The sequence below is a fragment of the Aliiroseovarius lamellibrachiae genome (genome assembly GCF_018599245.1).
In the GTDB taxonomy this organism is placed as follows: Bacteria; Pseudomonadota; Alphaproteobacteria; order Rhodobacterales; family Rhodobacteraceae; genus Aliiroseovarius; species Aliiroseovarius lamellibrachiae.
In genome coordinates, this window is record NZ_JAHEVJ010000001.1 from 249602 (window position 1) to 269209 (window position 19608).

The following is a 19608-nucleotide window of genomic DNA, read 5'->3' on the forward strand; positions in this document are numbered from 1 at the left end:
CCAATGTGGCGAAGCATAAGCAACAAAACCAGGACTACGCAGGGCCGCTCAAACGGCTTTTCGTTGGGATCTTGTGCCTTGCCCTGTTTGCCGTCTTTCTGGTCTGGCGCATTGACAGTCCGCGTGTGGAACGGTTCCGCGCGGGACTGATCGACCGGGTGGTGCCCAGCTTTGAGTGGGCCTTGGTGCCGGTGACCAAAGTGGTCGGCATGGTCGAAGGCTTTCAAAGCTACCATCGGATTTACGAACAAAACCAAGAACTTCGCCGCGAATTGCGCCAGATGAAAGCCTGGAAAGAAGCCGCCCTTCAGTTGGAACAGGAAAACGCCCAACTGTTGAACCTGAACAATGTGCGCCTTGATGCACAGCTGAGTTTCGTGACCGGCGTGGTGCTGGCCGACAGTGGATCGCCCTTTCGCCAATCGGTGCTGCTCAATGTGGGAACGCGGGACGGAATTGTGGACGGATGGGCGGCAACCGATGGGCTGGGACTGGTGGGGCGGATCTCTGGTGTGGGCAAGCAAACAAGCCGCGTTGTGTTGCTGACCGACAGCAACAGCGCGATCCCCATTACCGTGCAACCCTCTGGCCAAACTGCGCTTTTGGTGGGCGACAACACCGCCGCCCCCCCCATCCAGTTTCTGGAAGCCCCCGACAAAACGCGCCCCGGCGACCGGGTGATCTCCTCCGGGGACGGCGGGGTGTTTCCGGCGGGGCTTTTGGTGGGACATGTGGCCATGGGCGCCGATCATCGCCTGCGTGTGCGTCTGTCGGCAGATTACGAGCGGCTTGAATTCCTGCGTGTGTTGCGCAGCCATCCGGGCGAACGGGTGATCGACCCCAGCGCGTTGATTGTGACCAGCCCGGCCGCCCAAATGCCGCCGAAACCACAGACCCCGACCATATCCACGCCCGCAGATGCATCGCCAACCGAGGGCGGGCAATGATTGACCGGCTGACCCTCTCGCGTTGGTTTTACCGCCTTGTGCTGGTGGCGCTCGCGGTGGCGATCCTGTTTGCGCGCCTATTGCCGCTGGATCTTGGCGCGGGGCGCCTTCCAGGACCGGATCTTTTGCTGGTTTTGACATTTGCCTGGGTGGTGCGTCGCCCGGATTACGTGCCGCTTTGGCTGATTGGCCTGCTGTTTTTCCTCACCGATATGATGCTGTTAAACACGCCCGGCCTGTGGACGCTGATGGTGGTCATCGGCACTGAATTTCTGCGCGGTCGCGAAGGCAGCCTGCGCGAACAAAGCTTTTTGGTGGAATTCGGCATGGTCGCGGGCACGTTTGTCTTGATGATGCTGGGCCAAAGATTGCTGATGAGCGTCTTTTTGGTGGACCAGGTCAGCCTTGGCCGCGCTATTCTCTATCTGCTGGCAACCATCGCCGCCTATCCGCTGGCCGCCGCCGTCACCGTCTATGTGTTTGGCATCAAAAAGCTGCAACCGGGCGAAGATGAAATTTCGGGGCATTACGCATGAGACGCTCGCCAATTGACACCGATAAAAGTGCCCGCACGATCACCCGTCGTGGGTTGCTTTTGGGCGGGCTACAGGTGTCTTTTGCCGGGCTTTTGGCGGGGCGGATGCGATTTATGCAGGTGGATCAGGGCGAAGAATACCGCCTTTTGGCCGAAGAAAACCGCATCAATATTCGCCTGATCCCCCCCTCGCGCGGGTTGATCCATGATCGCAACGGCGTGCTGATTGCGGGCAATGAACAGAATTACCGCATCGTCTTGGTGCGCGAAGATGCGGGCGATCCAGAAAAAATCCTGACCCGACTGGCGAATATCATCTGGCTTAGCCCCGAAGATATTCAGGATGCCCTAAAAGAGATCAAACGCCGCAGCCCCTTTGTCCCCGTCACCGTGGCCGATCGCGTCAGTTGGAACGACGTGGCCGAGGTCGCGGTGAACACCCCAGCCCTTCCCGGTGTCACAGCCGAAGTGGGCCTGTCGCGCATTTACCCGCAGGGACCGGATTTCGCCCATATCACCGGCTATGTCGGCCCGGTGTCCGATTACGATCTGTCCAAAATCGAAGATCGGGATCCTTTGCTGCAAATTCCGCGTTTTCAAATCGGTAAATCCGGGGTTGAGGTCAAGATGGAGCGGCGCCTGCGCGGATCGGCTGGCAACCGCGAGGTAGAGGTCAACGCCCTTGGCCGTGTGATGCGCGAGCTGAGCCGCCAAGAGGGGAAATCCGGCGACAATGTCCAACTGACCATCGACGCCAAGCTGCAAGCCTATGTGCAGGCACGCCTGGCGGGCGAAAGTGCCGCTGCGGTGGTGATTGATACGCAAACCGGCGATGTGCTGTCGCTTGGCTCTGCGCCCAGCTTTGATCCGAATAAATTCGTGCACGGGATCTCGTCGGCGGACTATAAAGGGCTGCTCGACGACCCTTATCGGCCCTTGGCAGCAAAATCTGCTCAGGGGGCCTATCCGCCGGGATCAACGTTCAAAATGGTCACCGCCCTGGCCGCCCTTGAGGAGGGTGTGATTGACGTGAATGAAAGCGTGAATTGCCGCGGTCGGGTTGAGGTTTATAACCGCTATTTCCATTGTTGGAAACGGGCGGGGCATGGCAAGGTCGATCTGGCCAAAAGCCTGCGTGAAAGCTGTGATATCTATTATTATGAAATCGCACAACGTGTTGGTATTGAAAAGATTTCCGCGATGGCGCGGCGGCTGGGGCTGGGCACTAGATTTGATCTGCCGCTGTCAGCCGTGGCACAGGGATTGATGCCCACCAAAGCTTGGAAGCTGGACGTCAAAAAGGCCGAATGGGTGGTGGGCGACAGCCTGAACGCCGGGATCGGGCAGGGGTTTGTGCTGGCCTCGCCCTTGCAACTGGCGGTGATGACCGCGCGTCTGGCGACGGGCATGGCGGTGGAACCGCGCCTTGTGCGCTCGGTGAATGGGGTTGAAATTCCAGTGAAAGAGCAGGCCGCTCTGGGCATCAGTTCGCAAAACATCAACGCCATTCGCGGTGGCATGTATGAGGTGGTGAACGCGCGCCGCGGCACCGCGGGTCGGTCAAAAATTATTGGTGATGATTTTCGCATGGCGGGCAAAACCGGCACCAGTCAGGTGCGCAATATCACCAAGGCGGAACGTGCGCGCGGTGTGACGCGCAACGCGGATCTGCCGTGGAACCGTCGTGACCATGCGCTGTTTGTGTGTTTCGCCCCGCATGATGCCCCGCGTTATGCGGTGTCCGTGGTGGTCGAACATGGCGGCGGTGGATCCACGGCCGCCGCGCCAATTGCGCGTGATATCATGCTGCAAACGCTTTACGATGGCCGCCCCCCGCTTGAGGCGTATCCAACCTCGCAGCGCGCCACCATCCGGTCCCGTCAACGCGATATAGAAGAGTTGATGAACCGCCCAGACGCCCCCCCCTCAGACGGGAGCGAGCGCGCATGAGCTATCTGGAATACAGCGTCAAATATGTCCCCTCGGGCCTGCGCAAAATCCTCTATATCAACTGGTTTCTGGTGCTGTTGCTCACGGCGGTGGCGGGCGTTGGCTTTATGATGCTCTATTCGGTGGCGGGGGGCGATCTGCAGCCGTGGTCGATGGCACAGATGAAGCGGTTTGGCCTTGGCATGGGGATGATGTTTTTCATCGCGATGGTGCCGATTTGGTTCTGGCGCAATATGGCCGGGCTTGGCTATGTGGTGTCTGTGGTTCTGTTGGTGCTGGTGGAACTGATCGGCACAACCCAGATGGGCGCGCAGCGTTGGATTGACCTTGGCTTCATGCGCCTGCAGCCATCGGAACTGACGAAAATCACCCTGATCATGATGCTCGCCGCTTATTATGACTGGCTGGATGTGAGCAAGGTTTCGCGCCCCTTATGGGTGCTGGTGCCGGTGCTGTTGATTATCGTGCCAACCGCGCTTGTGCTGAAGCAACCCGACCTTGGCACCTCGATCCTTTTGCTGACCGGCGGCGCAACCATCATGTTCCTTGCCGGTGTCAGCCTGTGGTATTTCGCGGCGGTGATTTCCTCTGGTGTGGGCTTGGTGGCGGCGGTGTTTTTCAGCCGAGGCACGCCGTGGCAGCTGTTGAAAGACTATCAATATCGCCGGATCGACACATTTCTGGACCCGTCATCGGATCCGCTGGGCGCGGGCTATCACATCACCCAATCCAAGATCGCCTTGGGGTCTGGCGGTTGGACCGGGCGGGGGTTCATGCAAGGCACGCAATCGCGGCTGAACTTTCTGCCGGAAAAACACACCGACTTTATTTTCACCACATTGGCTGAGGAGTTCGGCTTTCTGGGGGGGGCATCCTTGCTGACCCTCTACGTGCTGATCCTGGCCTTCTGCGCCGTGTCCGCATTCCAAAACCGCGACCGGTTCTCGTCGCTGTTAACACTGGGTATCGCGGTCACGTTTTTCCTGTTTTTCTCGGTAAATATGTCGATGGTGATGGGGCTGGCACCCGTCGTGGGCGTGCCACTTCCGTTGGTCAGCTATGGGGGGTCGTCGATGCTGGTTTTGCTGATTGGCTTTGGGTTGGTGCAAAGCGCGCATGTGCACAGGGCACGACAGAAATAATATTCAAGAACAGGGGTTAGAGATGAGCGTGAACGTCCTTTTTGCCGCGCGCGACGCGATGTGGCCGATCTATGAACCTGCCTTGAAATCCGCCTTTGCCAAGGCGGGGATCGACGCGGATTTACGTCAGGATTTTGCGCCAAACGACGTGGATTACATCATCTACGCACCGTCGGGCGCAATCCGCGACCTGTCCCCCTACGTGAATTGCAAAGCGGTTCTTGGCCTGTGGGCGGGGGTCGAAAGCATCATCACCAATCCAACCCTGACCCAGCCCTATGCGCGTATGGTCGACACCGGATTGACCGAAGGCATGACCGAATGGGTGGTTGGCCAAGTGCTGCGCCACCATCTGGAATTGGATCTTGATATCTGCCGCAGTGACGCGAAATGGGTCGCGCATATCCCCCCCTTGGCGCGGGATCGTCGGGTCGGTGTCTTGGGGTTGGGCGAGTTGGGGCGCACGGCTGCCAAGGCTCTGGCACAGTTGAATTTTCAGGTGTCAGGCTGGAGCCGCAGCGCCAAAGAGATCGAGGGTATCACCTGTTACCACGGCGATGCGGGCCTGCGCGATATTCTGGCCACCAGCGATATTTTGGTGCTGCTTTTGCCAATGACGGCGGCAACCGAAAACCTGCTCGACGCCGAGCATATTGCGTTGATGCCGAAAGGCGCGGTGGTGATCAACCCGGGCCGCGGACCGCTGATTGATGATGACGCACTTCTGTCTGCCCTTGATCAGGGTCATCTGGGCCATGCCACGCTTGACGTTTTCCGGGTCGAACCCTTGCCCAAAGAGCACCCGTTCTGGGCGCATCCCAAGGTCACCGTGACGCCGCATATCGCCTCAGAAACCCGCCCCTCAACCGCATCAGAAGTGATCGCCGAGAACATCCGCCGGGGTGAGGCAGGGGAGCCGCTGTTGCATTTGGTGGATAAAACGCAGGGATATTAAGGGGGTGACCCTTCGGAAAACCAGAATACTAGTTTTCTAGTTTTCTAGTTTTCTAGTTTTCTAGTTTTTGGCCGAAATCCTCATCGTGGCCCCCCTAATTCTCCATCCAGATCGTGATCGGCCCGTCGTTCACGAGGCTCACCTTCATGTCTGCGCCAAACTGCCCTTGGGCAACGGGCAATCCCTGCGCACGCATTTGATCCGCGAAGTATTCATACAAAGGTTCACCAACCGAAGGATGTGCTGCGGTGGAAAACCCGGGGCGGTTGCCGCGCGATGTGTCCGCCGCCAAGGTGAACTGGCTGACCACCAAGACCGACCCGCCAATATCCAACACAGAGCGGTTCATTTTGCCGTCATCATCGGTGAAAATCCGCAGTTTCGCGACCTTCGCGGCCATTTTGTCCGCATTCGCTTCCTCGTCGCCCTCCATCGCACAGATCAGCACCAATAGCCCCTGCGCAATCTCGCCGACAACCGCGCCGTCCACACGCACGGCGGCCTCGGACACCCGTTGGATCAAAGCTCTCATGTTGCGTCTTCCTCTGTTTTTCCGTGCCAAGTGACCCATTCTGTCAAGGGCGCGCGTTCGGTGCGGAACTGATTGATCGGCGCGTCAGCCGCGCGGCCAAAGGCGATGCCACAGAGGATCACACGATCCTCGCCGATCCCAAACCAATCGCGCAAAAACGGCGCATAGGCGGCCACGGCGGCCTGCGGAATGCTGCCAACCCCGCGCGCTTGCGCGGCCAGTGTGAACCCGGTGACAAAGCCGCCGCAATCCAGATAAGCATAGGGGCCAAGCTCGGCCGGGGCGGTGATCAGCGCCATATGTGGTGCCCCAAAAAGCCGAAAGTTCTCAAGCATTTGCGCGCCAGATGCTGCGCGATCCCCGCGGGTGATCCCCACGCTGTCATAAAGTTGCAAGCCACAGGTTTTGCGCCGCCATTGATGCACGCCAGAGTACCGTTCAGGCCAGTCGATTTCGGGCGCATAAGGGGCGTCTTGCGCGTGGGCGAAAAGCGCCTCGCGCAGCCGGTCAGTTTCGGGTTTTTCGGTGATTTCAACCTTCCACGGCTGGGCATTGCACCAGCTGGGCACGCGTTGCGCAGCCTTTAATATCGCCTCAATATCCGCACGCGACACCGCCTCATCTGTGAACGCACGGCACGAATGGCGGCTGCGCAAAAGCGCATCAAACGCCTCAAAAGTCATTTCAGCCATAGGGGCCTCTTTTATTGGTTTTGTGCCACAATATAGCCGATGATCCCGGCGGCAATCAGCCCCAAAACCACCGCAAAGGCGATCTTCCACGCGGAATAGGGCCGTTCCCCTTCGACCTTACCGGTTTGTCCGTTGACCACAAAGCGGTAGGTCTTGCCACGGTATTTATAGGCCGCCAACCAGACCGGCAGCAGGATGTGTTTGAACGTCACATCCGCAATCGACGTATCCAGGCTTGCCACCCGTTGCCGGTCGCCGCCAATGTCAAATTTCACGTCCCGCAGGATCACCCGGTCCATGTAATCACGGGCCTCAGAAAACCCATCTGTCAGCTCAACCGTATAGCCTTCAGCGCGAAATCCAGCGAGGTATTCCGGGCTGTAAGGCTCCAACCGCGACAGATCCCAAGGGGCGAGCGCCGTGGTGTATTTTTTCGGCAATCCGCGCGAGGCCATGATCAGCACATCGTCGAAAAACCGCGCCACACGACCACGGGCGGGGTGCCAGCGCACATGCTGCTTGCGTCGGGTCTGGCGTTTGCCGTCGACCATCACGGTGTGTTCGGTGTAATACACCTCTCCGCGTTGGCCCGTATATTGGGTTTTGGTGTCCGCATCAAACGTCCAATACGGCACATAAATGCCGGACATTTTACGCCCCTTGCGGGCATATTCAGTCAGGCCGCCGGGGGCAAACCACAGCTTGCCCAACCACTTGCCCATCGCCGCGCGCGCGTCGCCTTCGGTCAGTGCAAAAGGCAGCGCGCCTTTGGGTTTCAGATGCCGATGCGTCCCCGTGTCGGTGACCACGGGGGTTGCGCAAAACGGGCATTCGGCGGCATGGATATCGGCGTCAAATTCGGTTTGGGCGGCGCAGTTTGGGCAGGACACAACCCGCGTTTCCTCAACCTCGTTGTCGGGAAAATCCTCGGTGATGGCGCGCTGGTAATCCAGTTCAGAGATTGCGTGTGGTCCGTCCTCACGCAGAGCCGCCTGAAACCCGCAATGGTCGCAAGACAACTGTCCTGTGCGGGGATCAAAACGCAAATCCGCCCCGCATTGATCACAGGGAAACCGGTGTTCTTGGGTCGGTGTGGCGGTGTCTTCGGCGGGAAAGGCCATGCCGGGTCCTTTACAGGTATTTGTGCAAAATGCGTGGGGTCATGATGCGTAATGCGTTGTCTTTCAACACAAAATGACGCCAGAGGTGAAAGGCCACATGGGCCGCAATTGCGATCATCATCGCGTCAAATGCAATCTCATGCACCTCTTCGGCAAACTCATGAATGCCCTTGCTGCCCCATGCCGGATTGATCTGAACCAGATCAAAAGCGCGGATCGCAAAGGGGGCGGCCAGCCCCGCAAACGCACCCGTGGCCACCGTCACCGGCAGGCCAATTTGCAAGACCTTATGCGACAGCGCGTGAAAGCGTTTGCCCCAACCTGGCAGTTTTGGCCCCGCCCGCCCCGCAAGCCCCTTGAACAGAAACATGCCAAGCCAGATCGCCGCGACCAACGCCAGCAAAACCCCAACCCCCGAATGGGTGGTCAGACCAAGGCCGGGATTGCCCCGCACCTCATCAGGTTCCACCAAAAAGAAATAGAGCATCAGCCCAGCGGCCAACCAATGCAGCCATTTGATCACGCTTCGACGGTTCATAATTGTCCTATGTGTTTACGCACCGGGCGGAGGGGGCGGCGCGATGGTGAAAAGCTGCGCCAGTTCTGCCACGTCTTCGGCCCGTTTCCAACCGTCCTGACCAGGGGTCCAGACAAAGCTGTCGCGGCTAAGATCGCCGGCCGTGGCCATCCGTCCAAGGCGCGCTTTGGAAAATGGCCCAGAGGTCTCGCCGCCTTCGGCCACATGCCAGACATGTTCCACCGGTGGGGGCGGGGGGGCGATTGGCGCGGCCTGTGGGGCCGCTTGGGGTGCGGCTTGCGGGGCCACTTGTGGGGCGGCCCCCCACGGGCCAGATTGTGCCATCGCCATGCCCATGCCAGCACCCATGCCAGCCCCCATCGACGCGGCCATGGCCGACCCTTCGGTCCCCCCCGAGCTCAGTGCCTCGGCGGCGTTGAACTTCATGTAATTGTCCAAATTGCCCGCGATCCCCATCGAGGTGCGCTTGTCCAACACCTCTTCCACCGCAGGCGGCAACGAGATGTTCTCAATATAAAACTCAGGAATGCTCAGCCCGTAATCGGCCACAACTTTGCTGATTTCCGTGGCGACAATTTTGCCCAGATCGGCGGTGTTGGCGGCCATGTCCAAAACCGGAATGCCGGCCCCCGCGATCACGCGGCTAAAGGCCTGCACGATGATGTTGCGGATCTGAAAACTGATCTCATCCATGGTAAACTCGCCGTCCGTGCCGACAATCTCGGTCAGGAACCGCGCGGGGTCCGACACGCGCACCGAATAGCTGCCAAAGGCGCGAATGCGGGTCGGGCCAAATTCCGGATCACGCAGCATAATGGGGTTTTTGGTGCCCCATTTCAGGTCGTTAAACCGGGTCGTGTTGACGTAATAAATCTCCGACTTGAACGGCGATTTAAACCCATGATCCCAATGGTTTAGCGTGGTCATGATCGGCATGTTATTGGTCTCAAGCATGTAAAGACCGGGGGTGAACACATCGGCCAATTGCCCTTCGTGCACAAACACCGCCGATTGCCCTTCGCGCACCGTCAGCTTGGCACCATATTTGATCTCATGCCCCTCGCGTTCAAACCGCCACACCATCGTGTCACGGCTGTCATCGACCCAATGGATCACGTCAATAAATTCGCCGGTTAGAAAATCGAAAATTCCCATTTGCTCCTCCTTCAAGGGCGCGGATTGGTGTAAATCTTAATTGGGTGACGGGGCATTTTCGCCCGCAAGATGATCGGTGAGCGCATCCACAAACGTCTCAAACGCCTCATCTTTGGAAAACATTTGACGGGCGACCGAGAGTTTACCGCCCGAGTGGTGAATGTGCAAAAAAACCTGGTTCTGAACCGAGGTCCGCTCCAACCCGGTAATGCTGTCGAGCGGCACGGTGACAAGGCGTGCGTTAAGCCCGGATTTTGGACAAATCACTGCCTCAGACGTCAATTCCAGAACGTTTTTCGAGGTCAGCCCACGCCAAAACCCAACGCAGCCCGCCAACACAAAAAGCGCACTAAGCACCGTCAAGACGCCGTAAAAATAGCTCGCCCCTTGCGGGCCAAATTCAATCACGCGCATTAGGCGCACCCCTTGGGTGTTGGTCAGCGTGGCCTGAAACAACACCGCAGCACAGGCCCCGAAAAAAAGCACAACCAAGCCCATCAACCAGGGTTTGGGCTTATACGAAAAAGCTAGGGGTAATGTTTGTTCGTGCATTCGTTTTCCTCTAGACGGCACCGCTGCCGGTCAATTCCGCCGCGATCTGGGTGACAATTGGCCGGGCCTCAGCCGCGGACATGCCGGGGCGCAGACGTGGGTCATAGAGGATGCGCAGAAGCATTTCGTCATGGGTGGTCAACAGGCCAAATTCCTCGTCATCGTTAAAGATCGACGGGCGCGCTTGTGGGCTGTCATTGGACAGGCCAAGCCCCTGCGCGATCTCTTCATGGTAACAGGCTTTGCGCATCAGATCCGGATGCTCGGCCCGGATCACCGCCACCGCCTGTTGCAATCGCCCGCTGCCCATGCTGTCGCCGGTAAACACCACGCAATAGGTGTCGCGCGGCATGTTAATGACGGCGTTCACGGTGGTGGAACTGATGCCCGGCACCACGCGGCGCAGCTCGGGTCCCATCGCGCGGCGTTCATCCTCATCCAGCACATAAACGCGGAAATTTCCGTTTTGCGCCAACGAGATAGGGTGGCCGGTCACCCGCCCCAGCCGGCTGGCATAACGTGCGGTAAAACCGCGGTCTTTGTTGCGAATATCCTCCGGCACCGAGGCGCCAAAATGCATCGACAGCCGCACCCCGTTGGGCCAGCGCGACATATGCACCGCGCTTTCGCGCGCCACATAAAGCCCGCCCGAGGTGCTGTATTCATTATAAAACGCAATGCGCATAAAGTTGCGCGCCAGCATCATGCCGGTGAACGGCACATCCGCCCCACCACCGTCCACCCGCAACAACCCTTGGGTCAGCAGGCTGCGTTGAACCGAGACGTAATACTTCGCCATCGCAAGGCTGTTTTCTGACGGCACATAGGCCACAGGGGCCGGGCGCGGTTGCGGTGTGGGCGACCTGCGCACCGGGTCGGTGCCGTTGCACCCCGCCACCACAAGCGCCATGAAGACGCCGGTTGCGCAGACGGAAAACCGCCCCCGCATCCAACCCGATATGGCGCGCCCCATCATGCGTTAGCCCGCGCGCGGCGCGGTGCGGCTGGTTTTGGCCGCGGCGAGTGTGGATTTCAACTCGGCCTCCATTTTCACCAATTCGTCTTCGGCCGCGGCCCGTTTGGCTTTGCCTTCATCGGCGATCTCAAGACTGTCTTCAATTGTGGCAATCAGGTCTGCGTTGGCCGATTTGATCGCCTCAATGTCAAACACCCCACGTTCCATTTCGCGGCGCACCATGGCGTTGGCTTCGCGCAGGTTTTCGGCGTTGGCTTTTAAGAGCTCATTGGTCAGATCGGTGGCATCCTTCACCGCCGCTGCCGCTTCGGTAGAGCGCTGGATGGTCACCGCTTGGGCCAATTGGGTTTCCCAAAGCGGCACGGTGTTGACCAGGGTCGAGTTGATTTTGGTGACCAGCGACTTGTCATTTTCCTGTACCAAGCGGATGGATGGCAAGGACTGCATCGTCACCTGACGGGTCAGTTTCAGATCATGCACCCGGCGTTCCAGATCATCGCGCGCGGATCGTAGATCCCGCAATTCCTGCGCCTTCAACACACCCTGATCGTCCGGCGCCGCGGCGACTTCGGCCTCTTTTTCCGGAATGGTCTGCGCGTCCAGCTCGTCGATTTTCGCCTCACCCGCCGCGATGTAAAGCGCCAGCTCGTCGTAGAATTCCAGCGTTTTCTCGTAAAGCTTATCAAGCGATTTGATGTCTTTCAAAAGCGTGTGTTCATGGCCCAGAAGATTGTCGGTGATCTGGTCGATCTGCCCCTGAACATCCTCATATCGCGCCATAAATTTGGCGGCAGGCGCCATCCGACCCAACAGTTTTTCCCACCACGACCGCTTGCGCCGCATATCGAGTTCCGAGATGGAAAATCCGCGAATGGTGGTGACAATCCCGCGCAGCCCATCGCCCGCCGGACCCAGATCCTTGTTGCGCACACCTTGCAGCATGTCTTGCGAAATCACCTGTAATTCCGATTGCGCCGCGGACCCAAATTCGATGATCGACTGGCTGTCACCCATGTCAATTTCGGCCATGCGCTTTTCAATTTCTTCGCTGGTGCCGGCGTCTGCGGCCTCAAGCGTGACCAACTCGCCCACCGGTTCGGGCAGGGTCACGGCGGTCACATCCTGGAGTTCCTTCAGGGCTGTTTCACTGGGCAATTTCGACATCATAAAATCCTCTCGGGTCAATCCATACGCACGCCCTCACGGGCGAGCCTGTCACGAAGCACTTCGATCTCAACATCAAGATCGGTGCGGTTGTCTGTTAGTAATGCGTTGGTTTTGGCGGTGAAATTCCGTTCCAGATCATCCAACAGCGCCTCGTAATCTGCACGCGTATTGCTGTCGCGGCTTTGGGCGTAAAGGTCTGAAAACTTCACCGTCGCATCGCGGGCACCGCGCAAATAAACCGACAGGTATTTGCGCGCCGCCACCAGATCGCGCGGGTCATTTTCCACCGCGCGAAACATGTCGCGCGCGGTGATTTGAAAGCGTTCAACACGGGATTTCAGCCGCGCGTCCCGCGTGCGCAGGATCGCGTCCGCCATGCCGGACAAAAGCGCCTCGGCGTCATTCACGGCGCGGGCCACGCGGTCGGTTTGAAACGCATCCACCCCTTCGCCGCCCTTGGATCGCATCGGATCAAGCCCAAAGGAGAACATGTGCAGACCCGCGCCCAAAATGCCGTATGCCGTCGCCAATCCAATTGTACCATCAACCAATCCGGCCATCGCAAGCCCCGCACCGGTTAAAACCGATCCAAAGATTTTGCGCGGAATGGCCGGCCGGCGGGCGATTTTGCGTGCGTCAAACGCTTCGTGTGCGCGCACCCCGTCGCGGGTCAGCCAGGCCGCCGCCATCAACGTGGCAAAGCCCGCAAGCGACAGGATCATATCCGAAGGCGCGCGGAAAAACGCCAAGACCATCAGCGGCAAAGGGGCGATGAACAAAAGGTTCAAACGCGCCCCCGCGCGCGCCGGGGTTTTACCCTCGAGCGGGGAGCGTTTGCGCGGGGCGTTTTCTGCCTCGGCATGTCCGCCCCGATCCGCTTTCCCCTCAGGGCTATAGGCCCCGCCATACCGCTCTGCCATCACGCGCCCCCCGTCATCGAGACATAGGTGATCAGCGCAATCAGAACGAAAAATGCGGTTTTCTGAAGTCCGCTTCCTGACATTGTTTCCGTCCCCTTTTTGGCCGTTTCATGACCGCGTTATTGGCCGTGATTTTGGCCGATGTGCTGGCGATGTGCTGGCGATGTGCGTTTAATATAGGCATGGTTTTGCCCATTTGCCACGCGACTTAATGCTTTTGCGCAGCCGTCCGCTCGGCGGCGAGTTTGCGCGAGTACCCCGACTGGATCGCCTCAACCACAAACAGCACCACAACCGAGAAATAGAAGGTCGATTTCGACATCGGCACAATGTCATAGCCAAAGACCTTGATGGTCAGGCTGTCGTCGTGCATCGCATGGGCCGCCGCTGGGCCCGCTTCGCCGAGCAACACCACGCCGACGATCAACAGGATGAACAGGCCGAGCACCTCATACATCCGGTTCTTTTCCAGAAATCGCGTCACGCCATCCGCCAAAAGCAGCATCGCAAGACCCGAAAGCAGGATCGCTGCGGCGAGCACTGGAAAGACGTCGGTGATCGCAAGCGCGGACAACACCGAATCAAAGCTGAAGATCAGGTTCATCAACACAATCATCGCCACCACTTTGGCCGCCGATTTGCCGGATTTATGCGACACATCGGTGTTCAGATGATCCACCGACAGCATGTGGCTGATTTCTTTCACCGCCGTGTAGATGATGAAGATGCCGCCAAAGACAAAGACGAGGGTGGCAAAGTTCACACCGCCCTCAAGCAGGCCGGGAAAGTTGAAGGTGAAAAACGGTTCAGACATCGCGCCGATCAGTTTGATCATCGCAAACAAAAGCACCACGCGCAGGATCACGGCCAAGATAATGCCCCAGAACCGGACCGCCGCCTGATGCGCCACAGGGGCACGTTGGCTTTCGATCGAAATATACAAAAGGTTATCGAACCCCAGCACCGCTTGCAAAAAGCAAAGCATCAAAAGGTTGCCCGCGTTCTCAAAGCTTAAAAGCCCAGACAGTTGTCCAGCCATCCAATCCATTTATCCATCCCTTCAACATGTTTGCGCTCACCATAAGGGGGGGTGGGGGGCAGGCAAGGGGGAAATCTGGGCCGGGTTTGTCAGGGGTGAGTGTCAGGGGGATTGTCAGGGGGCGTGCGGCAGGTGCAAAGGGGCCGCAAAAAACTTTAAAGTTTTGCAGAGCACGCCCGGAAAACTTTAATGTTTCGCGTTTCGTTCCCTTTAAAGAGTTTACAGTTTTGCTGTTTGAAACATTAAACAGTTTAAAGATTTTCGGCATTGTCCGGTTGGGTTCGGATGCGGTTCCAATTGGCCAGCGCACGCCCCATCACCCGGTTCCAAAGGGTCGGCATCAAGGCCAGCGTTGCCATGGTCGGCAATGAATAGGGCAGCATCGGTGCCTGCATCGCGGTGGGCAATCTAAGCGCCGGGTAAGGTCGCGCCGGATGGGCGTGATGATCTGAATGGCGCGGGGCGTTCATCATCAAATGCGAGGTGAACCAATGCGGTGAATTCCAGCTGTGGTGATCGCCCACGGGTTCATAGCTCCCGTTCTCACGTTTTGCCCGCATCAGCCCATAATGTTGAACGTAATCAGATAGTAAGAGCTGTAGTTGCGCGTGCGCACAGAGCGCGAGATAGACCAGAACGGCGCCAAATCCGCCGATCAGATAGGCAAGCACCAGCATCAAAATAGCACCCGCGATATAAGTCACATAGGGGTTCAGGCGGCGTTTTTGCGACCGCGCATTATCCGCCTTTTCCATCTCATATCCGGCGACAAACGACCCAATCCAAGCGCGCGGTGCAAAGGCATAAAAGCTTTCCCCTTCGCGGGCGGAATTGGGATCGTCTTCTGAGGCGACAAAACGATGATGTACCTTGTTGTGCGCGGATGTGTGATGGCCAAACAAAAGCGAGATATAGACCCATTTCCCCATATTAAACAGGCACTTATCGGTGCGGTGGATCAATTCATGCGCGTTGGAATTGGACACTTGGCCAAAGAAAAGTCCCGCCGCAATCAGCAACGCCAAGCTGGCCCAAACACCAATGCCCGTCCCGCCAGAAATGGCAAAAACCACCAGTGGCAACAGTATAAAATGTGCGCCCGCCAGCATGGCCGACAGGCGATTGGCGTCGGTGAAATCCTCATCCGCGTCCGCCGTTCCGGCGATTTTGCTGACCCCTTCGTCCAGAAAAAAAGACAGTAAGGTGATGTAAAGCAAAGATAAAACGGCAAAGAACCCGCCGAAAACAGCCCCAAGCGCAATCAGCACCACAGGCGTTAAGGCGGCAATCGCAAAGAATCGCAGCGGATGTGTCATCAGAATTCCCCTTGGTGGCCCCTCAGCCACGAAACCTATCGCACGCGTGCAAACTATCGGTAAATTTTCGCGCCAAGGCAACGCGATACCGCACAGGATCCGCCCGCAGATACGCAATCTGTTACATCTATGTCGTTTTTGGCTCGCTCGTCGTGCTGCGCGGGCGTTAAGTTAGGGGCGAACGGTTGATGGAGTGGGCAATGGCTCTCGATGAGAAAAAAGGCATCTGGAAAAACGCGCGTGGCAAAGGTCGGCGTGTGCCCAAGGGGCGTCAGGTGGATATGGATGCGCTGGATGAAATCCTTGCCTTGTTGGGCGACCGCGCACGCCGCCGCGATCACTTGATCGAATTTTTACATTTGATCCAAGATACTTACGGGCATTTGTCCGCCCGCCATATTCGCGCTTTGGCGCAGGAAATGGGCTTGGGTCAGGCCGAGATTTATGAGGTTGCCAGTTTTTATGCCCACTTTGATGTGGTCAAAGAGGATGACACCCCGCCCCCCGCGCTGACCATTCGGGTCTGCGACTCGCTGTCATGTGAACTGGCCGGGGCCGAGCAGCTTCAAAAGGCGCTGGAAGACGGGTTGGATGCGTCAGAGGTTCGCGTCTTGCGCGCGCCCTGCATGGGCCGCTGTGACACAGCACCTGTGCTGGAAATCGGCCACAACCACATTGATCACGCCACACCGGAAAAGGTTCTGGCCGCGATCAAAGCGGATGACACCCACGCACATATCCCAGAATATCAAACACTTAGCGCCTATCAGGCCGAGGGTGGCTATGCCAAACTCACCGATCTGCGCGCCGGTGGGGATTGGGACAAAGTGCAAGACGAGGTGCTGACCGCTGGGCTGCGTGGCCTTGGTGGTGCGGGCTTCCCGTCGGGCAAAAAATGGGGCTTTGTTCGCATGAACGAAGGCACGCGCTATCTGGCCGTCAACGGCGACGAAGGCGAGCCGGGCACATTCAAAGACCGTTACTATCTGGAACGCACCCCGCATGAGATGCTCGAAGGTATGTTGATTGCCGCTTGGGCGGTCGAGGCGGAAACCTGTTTCATCTATATGCGCGACGAATATCCGGCCGTGTTGAAAATCCTTGCCGATGAGATTGCCGCGCTGGAAACAGCGGGCATTGTGACCCCCGGATATATTGAACTGCGCCGGGGCGCGGGGGCGTATATCTGCGGCGAAGAAAGCGCGATGATTGAATCGATTGAGGGCAAGCGCGGCATGCCCCGTCACCGCCCGCCCTTTGTGGCGCAGGTGGGGATTTTTAACCGGCCGACGCTGGTGCACAACGTTGAAACTTTGCTTTGGGTCACGCGGATTTTGCGGGACGGCCCAGAGGTGCTGACTTCGGTTGAGAAGAACGGCCGCAAGGGTCTACGCTCGTTCTCAGTCTCTGGTCGTGTGGCCAACCCCGGTGTGCATTTGTTGCCCGCGGGATCCACCATTCTGGATGTGATTGAGGCCTGTGGCGGCATGGCGAATGGCCATGTATTTAAGGCCTATCAGCCCGGTGGGCCCTCGTCTGGATTGCTGCCAGCAGATATGTCCGACATCCCGTTGGATTTTGATATGTTGCAACCGCATGGCACCTTTATTGGCTCTGCCGCTGTGGTGGTTTTGTCGGATCAGGACAGCGTAAAAGACGCCGCGATCAACATGCTGAAATTCTTTGAGGATGAAAGCTGTGGGCAATGTACGCCGTGCCGTGTGGGCTGTGAAAAAGCCGTGAAACTGATGCAGGCGGACAGCTGGGATCAAGGGCTTTTGGGCGAGCTGTGTACCGCGATGCAGGACACGTCGATCTGTGGCTTGGGGCAGGCGGCGCCGAACCCGATTTTGCTGACGATGAAGCATTTCCCAGATGATATCTGACGATATCTAAGGGTGTGACGCCTATGGGCGCAGTAAAAGATAGATGAAACGCGCGGCAGGGCAACTTGCCGTGCGTTTTCATTTTAAGTCTTTGCGCTGTGTTTTGACGGCTACCCGGCCGGTTCCGTCAACGTCAGGCTTGACCCACACAGCGAACCTGCGCATCGATTGGGCATGATGACATCTCTGTTTCCCGCCTATCTTGGCCTCGCGATTGCGCTGATCTATTTGCCCTTTACCAATGGGGGCGTGTCGTGGCGGCGATCCATCCACAAAACGCTGCCGCTTTTGCTGTTCGCACTGGCCGCCTACCTCACGGATGCGCCCGCGTTTTTGGTGGCGGGATTGTTCTTATCCGCGCTCGGGGATTTTGGGCTGTCACGCGACGGGAACAGCGCGTTTCTTTACGGATTGTCCGCCTTTGCGTTGGCGCATGTGCTTTATATCCTTCACTTTTTGTCATTGGCCCACGCCCCCTTGTGGGAGGTGTTTAGCGTCGCCCCCATGCCCGCCATCGCCTTGCTTGCCTTGCTTGTGTCGACCGAACTTTGGCTTGCCCCGCACACCGGCGCCCTGGGGCTTCCGGTGCGGATCTATGTGATGGTGATTGGCGCGATGGGTCTGTCTGTTCTGATGATCCCTGTGGGGCTAAGCACCTTGGGGGCGGGGCTTTTCATCCTGTCTGATCTGATCCTCGCGGTAGAGCTTTTTCGCATGAAAGAGGATCACCCGCAAAAGCCCCTCGCAGGGTATCTTGTGTGGGTCTTTTACATTGCCGGGCAGGGGCTGATCCTGTTTGGTGGCATCTGAGGCATTCTCGCGACTTAAACGGCCACAGATCGGCTGACCTCTTCCATCTGCGCCCATTGTGTCTTAGGTGATGGGAAAGAACCGGAGGCACCTATGGCGTTTTTCTCAAAGCTCAAGGATCGTTTGTTTAAATCCTCGTCCAAGCTCGAAGAGGGGCTTGAGGCGATTGTCGAGGACGGCGGCGAAGAAGAGGTGGTGGCAGATGCGCCGCAGCCGGATGTCGTGCCCGTGGAACGCGACGGTGCCGCCCAAGAGGGTGTCGTCGACGATGCGATTGACGATGGCCCCGCGCAGCCCCCGGTCGACATCAGTGCCCATGATGGGGCGCCCGTTGAAGACAATACGCCCGCGCCCGCGCCCGTGAAATCAGCCCCACAGGCCGAAGAGATCACGACACCGGCAATCCCACCGGCAATCCCAGAGAGCGCCTCCCCCGCCAAACCCACCGAGAAACCGGGCCTGATTGGGCGCATGCTGGGCCGCAGTGGCGCCACCAGCGCGCCAAGCGCTGTCACCCGCCGTTTGGTGGATGACGACATGCTTGAAAACCTCGAAGACCTGATGATCACCTCTGATATGGGCGTCGATACCGCGATGCGCGTGACGGCCAATATTTCGGCGGCGCATTTCGGTAAGAAGCTGTCGGTGGATGAAATCAAAACCGTGTTGGCCGGCGAAGTGACCCGCATTATGGACCCCGTCGCCGTGCCGATGCCAATCTATCCCAAGCGCCCCCAAGTGGTGCTGGTGGTTGGCGTGAACGGGGCTGGGAAAACCACCACCATCGGCAAGCTCGCCAGCCAGTTTACCGCCGCTGGGAAAAAGGTGGTGATCGCTGCGGGCGACACATTCCGCGCCGCCGCGGTCGAGCAGTTGCAGGTCTGGGGGGATCGCGCCGGTGTGCCAGTTTTAACCGCCCCCGAAGGGTCCGATCCGGCCTCGTTGGCCTATGATGCGATGACAAAAGCCGAAGAAGATGGTGCCGATCTTTTGATGATCGACACCGCAGGGCGCTTGCAAAACCGCTCTGATCTGATGGAAGAACTTGCCAAAATTGTCCGTGTTATCAAAAAGAAAGACGACACCGCCCCGCACAACACCCTGCTTGTGCTTGATGCCACCACCGGCCAAAACGCGCTCAGCCAAGTGGGCACCTTCCGACAGCTCGCCGATGTCTCTGGCCTCGTGATGACCAAACTCGACGGCACCGCAAAAGGCGGGGTTCTGGTGGCGCTGGCGGATAAATTTGCGCTGCCCATCCACGCCATCGGGGTCGGCGAACAGATCGACGACCTTGCCCCATTTGACCCGGAAGAATTTGCAAACGCCCTGATCGGCATCGCGCCCTAATCTTCCTCTTTCCCTAAATATCCCA

The 19608-nt window shown here is 58.2% G+C and carries 19 protein-coding genes; 8 read left to right on the forward strand and 11 right to left on the reverse strand.

The genetic code is table 11. The features are described from left to right. Positions 1 to 5 precede the first annotated feature (5 nt). Genes mreC through KKW20_RS01290 form a run of 5 tightly spaced genes read left to right on the forward strand, consistent with a single transcriptional unit; the run spans position 6 to position 5529 of the window. Positions 6 to 947, forward strand: a complete 942-nt coding sequence (gene mreC / locus KKW20_RS01270) for a rod shape-determining protein MreC (RefSeq protein ID WP_214565409.1) — start codon at positions 6 to 8, stop codon at positions 945 to 947. Next, entirely contained in the window at positions 944 to 1483 is a 540-nt protein-coding gene (locus KKW20_RS01275) for a rod shape-determining protein MreD (RefSeq protein WP_214565410.1), read from the forward strand. Before mreC ends, KKW20_RS01275 begins: the two co-directional genes overlap by 4 nt. Beyond that, positions 1480 to 3432, forward strand: a complete 1953-nt coding sequence (mrdA, locus tag KKW20_RS01280; RefSeq protein ID WP_214565412.1) for a penicillin-binding protein 2 — start codon at positions 1480 to 1482, stop codon at positions 3430 to 3432. The genes KKW20_RS01275 and mrdA overlap by 4 nt, the downstream gene beginning before the upstream one ends. Then, positions 3429 to 4574 carry a rod shape-determining protein RodA gene (gene rodA, locus KKW20_RS01285; protein ID WP_214565414.1) on the forward strand — a complete coding sequence of 382 codons (1146 nt, stop codon included), beginning with the start codon at positions 3429 to 3431 and terminating at the stop codon, positions 4572 to 4574. The genes mrdA and rodA overlap by 4 nt, the downstream gene beginning before the upstream one ends. A gap of 22 nt (positions 4575 to 4596) precedes the next feature. Continuing rightward, positions 4597 to 5529, forward strand: a complete 933-nt coding sequence (locus KKW20_RS01290; protein ID WP_214565415.1) for a 2-hydroxyacid dehydrogenase — start codon at positions 4597 to 4599, stop codon at positions 5527 to 5529. A gap of 94 nt (positions 5530 to 5623) precedes the next feature. On the opposite strand, the gene dtd is transcribed toward KKW20_RS01290, so the two are convergent. The 11 genes from dtd to KKW20_RS01345 all read right to left on the reverse strand — a co-directional run bounded on the left by dtd (position 5624) and on the right by KKW20_RS01345 (position 15537). Then, entirely contained in the window at positions 5624 to 6061 is a 438-nt protein-coding gene (gene dtd / locus KKW20_RS01295; protein WP_214565416.1) for a D-aminoacyl-tRNA deacylase, read from the reverse strand. After that, entirely contained in the window at positions 6058 to 6753 is a 696-nt protein-coding gene (locus KKW20_RS01300; RefSeq protein WP_246534382.1) for a nitroreductase, read from the reverse strand. The genes dtd and KKW20_RS01300 overlap by 4 nt, the downstream gene beginning before the upstream one ends. 11 nt (positions 6754 to 6764) lie before the next feature. After that, entirely contained in the window at positions 6765 to 7874 is a 1110-nt protein-coding gene (locus tag KKW20_RS01305; protein WP_214565417.1) for a TFIIB-type zinc ribbon-containing protein, read from the reverse strand. 10 nt (positions 7875 to 7884) lie between these two features. Next, entirely contained in the window at positions 7885 to 8412 is a 528-nt protein-coding gene (locus tag KKW20_RS01310) for a cytochrome b (protein WP_214565418.1), read from the reverse strand. A 15-nt stretch (positions 8413 to 8427) separates the two neighbouring features. Beyond that, positions 8428 to 9567: an SPFH domain-containing protein gene (locus KKW20_RS01315; protein WP_214565419.1), complete on the reverse strand. Its 1140-nt coding sequence runs from the start codon at positions 9565 to 9567 to the stop codon at positions 8428 to 8430. Positions 9568 to 9603: 36 nt separating this feature from the next. Next, positions 9604 to 10119, reverse strand: a complete 516-nt coding sequence (locus KKW20_RS01320; protein WP_214565421.1) for a hypothetical protein — start codon at positions 10117 to 10119, stop codon at positions 9604 to 9606. Between the two features lie 10 nt (positions 10120 to 10129). Further along, a complete protein-coding gene (locus KKW20_RS01325; protein ID WP_246534383.1) occupies positions 10130 to 11029 on the reverse strand; it encodes a DUF2927 domain-containing protein in 900 nt (299 codons plus the stop codon). Positions 11030 to 11098: 69 nt separating this feature from the next. Further along, on the reverse strand, positions 11099 to 12259 hold the full coding sequence (locus KKW20_RS01330) for a toxic anion resistance protein (RefSeq protein WP_214565422.1): 1161 nt from the start codon (positions 12257 to 12259) through the stop codon (positions 11099 to 11101). A gap of 17 nt (positions 12260 to 12276) precedes the next feature. Then, positions 12277 to 13182 (reverse strand): 5-bromo-4-chloroindolyl phosphate hydrolysis family protein, encoded by a 906-nt coding sequence (locus tag KKW20_RS01335; protein WP_214565423.1) that lies wholly within the window; start codon positions 13180 to 13182, stop codon positions 12277 to 12279. Positions 13183 to 13390: 208 nt separating this feature from the next. Next, positions 13391 to 14230 carry a TerC family protein gene (locus tag KKW20_RS01340; RefSeq protein WP_425514246.1) on the reverse strand — a complete coding sequence of 280 codons (840 nt, stop codon included), beginning with the start codon at positions 14228 to 14230 and terminating at the stop codon, positions 13391 to 13393. A 242-nt stretch (positions 14231 to 14472) separates the two neighbouring features. Further along, positions 14473 to 15537, reverse strand: a complete 1065-nt coding sequence (locus KKW20_RS01345; protein WP_214565424.1) for an alkane 1-monooxygenase — start codon at positions 15535 to 15537, stop codon at positions 14473 to 14475. A 200-nt stretch (positions 15538 to 15737) separates the two neighbouring features. Here KKW20_RS01345 and KKW20_RS01350 point away from each other — a divergent pair, with 200 nt between their 5' ends. From KKW20_RS01350 to ftsY, 3 genes are all read left to right on the forward strand, one after another. Beyond that, the gene (locus KKW20_RS01350; RefSeq protein ID WP_214565425.1) at positions 15738 to 17423 is read left to right on the forward strand and encodes an NAD(P)H-dependent oxidoreductase subunit E; all 1686 of its coding nucleotides are present in this window, start codon (positions 15738 to 15740) and stop codon (positions 17421 to 17423) included. Between the two features lie 174 nt (positions 17424 to 17597). Further along, positions 17598 to 18233, forward strand: coding sequence for a lysoplasmalogenase family protein (locus tag KKW20_RS01355; protein ID WP_214565426.1), 636 nt, complete (start codon positions 17598 to 17600; stop codon positions 18231 to 18233). A 93-nt stretch (positions 18234 to 18326) separates the two neighbouring features. Then, a complete protein-coding gene (gene ftsY / locus KKW20_RS01360) occupies positions 18327 to 19583 on the forward strand; it encodes a signal recognition particle-docking protein FtsY (RefSeq protein WP_214565427.1) in 1257 nt (418 codons plus the stop codon). Positions 19584 to 19608: the final 25 nt, after the last annotated feature.

Bases quoted from the DNA above. Each gene is read 5' to 3' on its own strand.
- KKW20_RS01325 (WP_246534383.1), bottom strand. From the start codon at position 11,029: ATGGCGCTTGTGGTGGCGGGGTGCAACGGCACCGACCCGGTGCGCAGG.
- KKW20_RS01330 (WP_214565422.1), bottom strand. From the start codon at position 12,259: ATGTCGAAATTGCCCAGTGAAACAGCCCTGAAGGAACTCCAGGATGTG.
- KKW20_RS01275 (WP_214565410.1), top strand. From the start codon at position 944: ATGATTGACCGGCTGACCCTCTCGCGTTGGTTTTACCGCCTTGTGCTG.
- dtd (WP_214565416.1), bottom strand. From the start codon at position 6,061: ATGAGAGCTTTGATCCAACGGGTGTCCGAGGCCGCCGTGCGTGTGGAC.
- mrdA (WP_214565412.1), top strand. From the start codon at position 1,480: ATGAGACGCTCGCCAATTGACACCGATAAAAGTGCCCGCACGATCACC.
- KKW20_RS01300 (WP_246534382.1), bottom strand. From the start codon at position 6,753: ATGGCTGAAATGACTTTTGAGGCGTTTGATGCGCTTTTGCGCAGCCGC.
- KKW20_RS01315 (WP_214565419.1), bottom strand. From the start codon at position 9,567: ATGGGAATTTTCGATTTTCTAACCGGCGAATTTATTGACGTGATCCAT.
- KKW20_RS01335 (WP_214565423.1), bottom strand. From the start codon at position 13,182: ATGGCAGAGCGGTATGGCGGGGCCTATAGCCCTGAGGGGAAAGCGGAT.
- KKW20_RS01345 (WP_214565424.1), bottom strand. From the start codon at position 15,537: ATGACACATCCGCTGCGATTCTTTGCGATTGCCGCCTTAACGCCTGTG.
- KKW20_RS01355 (WP_214565426.1), top strand. From the start codon at position 17,598: ATGATGACATCTCTGTTTCCCGCCTATCTTGGCCTCGCGATTGCGCTG.
- KKW20_RS01350 (WP_214565425.1), top strand. From the start codon at position 15,738: ATGGCTCTCGATGAGAAAAAAGGCATCTGGAAAAACGCGCGTGGCAAA.
- KKW20_RS01310 (WP_214565418.1), bottom strand. From the start codon at position 8,412: ATGAACCGTCGAAGCGTGATCAAATGGCTGCATTGGTTGGCCGCTGGG.
- KKW20_RS01320 (WP_214565421.1), bottom strand. From the start codon at position 10,119: ATGCACGAACAAACATTACCCCTAGCTTTTTCGTATAAGCCCAAACCC.
- KKW20_RS01290 (WP_214565415.1), top strand. From the start codon at position 4,597: ATGAGCGTGAACGTCCTTTTTGCCGCGCGCGACGCGATGTGGCCGATC.
- KKW20_RS01340 (WP_425514246.1), bottom strand. From the start codon at position 14,230: ATGGATTGGATGGCTGGACAACTGTCTGGGCTTTTAAGCTTTGAGAAC.
- ftsY (WP_214565427.1), top strand. From the start codon at position 18,327: ATGGCGTTTTTCTCAAAGCTCAAGGATCGTTTGTTTAAATCCTCGTCC.
- KKW20_RS01305 (WP_214565417.1), bottom strand. From the start codon at position 7,874: ATGGCCTTTCCCGCCGAAGACACCGCCACACCGACCCAAGAACACCGG.
- rodA (WP_214565414.1), top strand. From the start codon at position 3,429: ATGAGCTATCTGGAATACAGCGTCAAATATGTCCCCTCGGGCCTGCGC.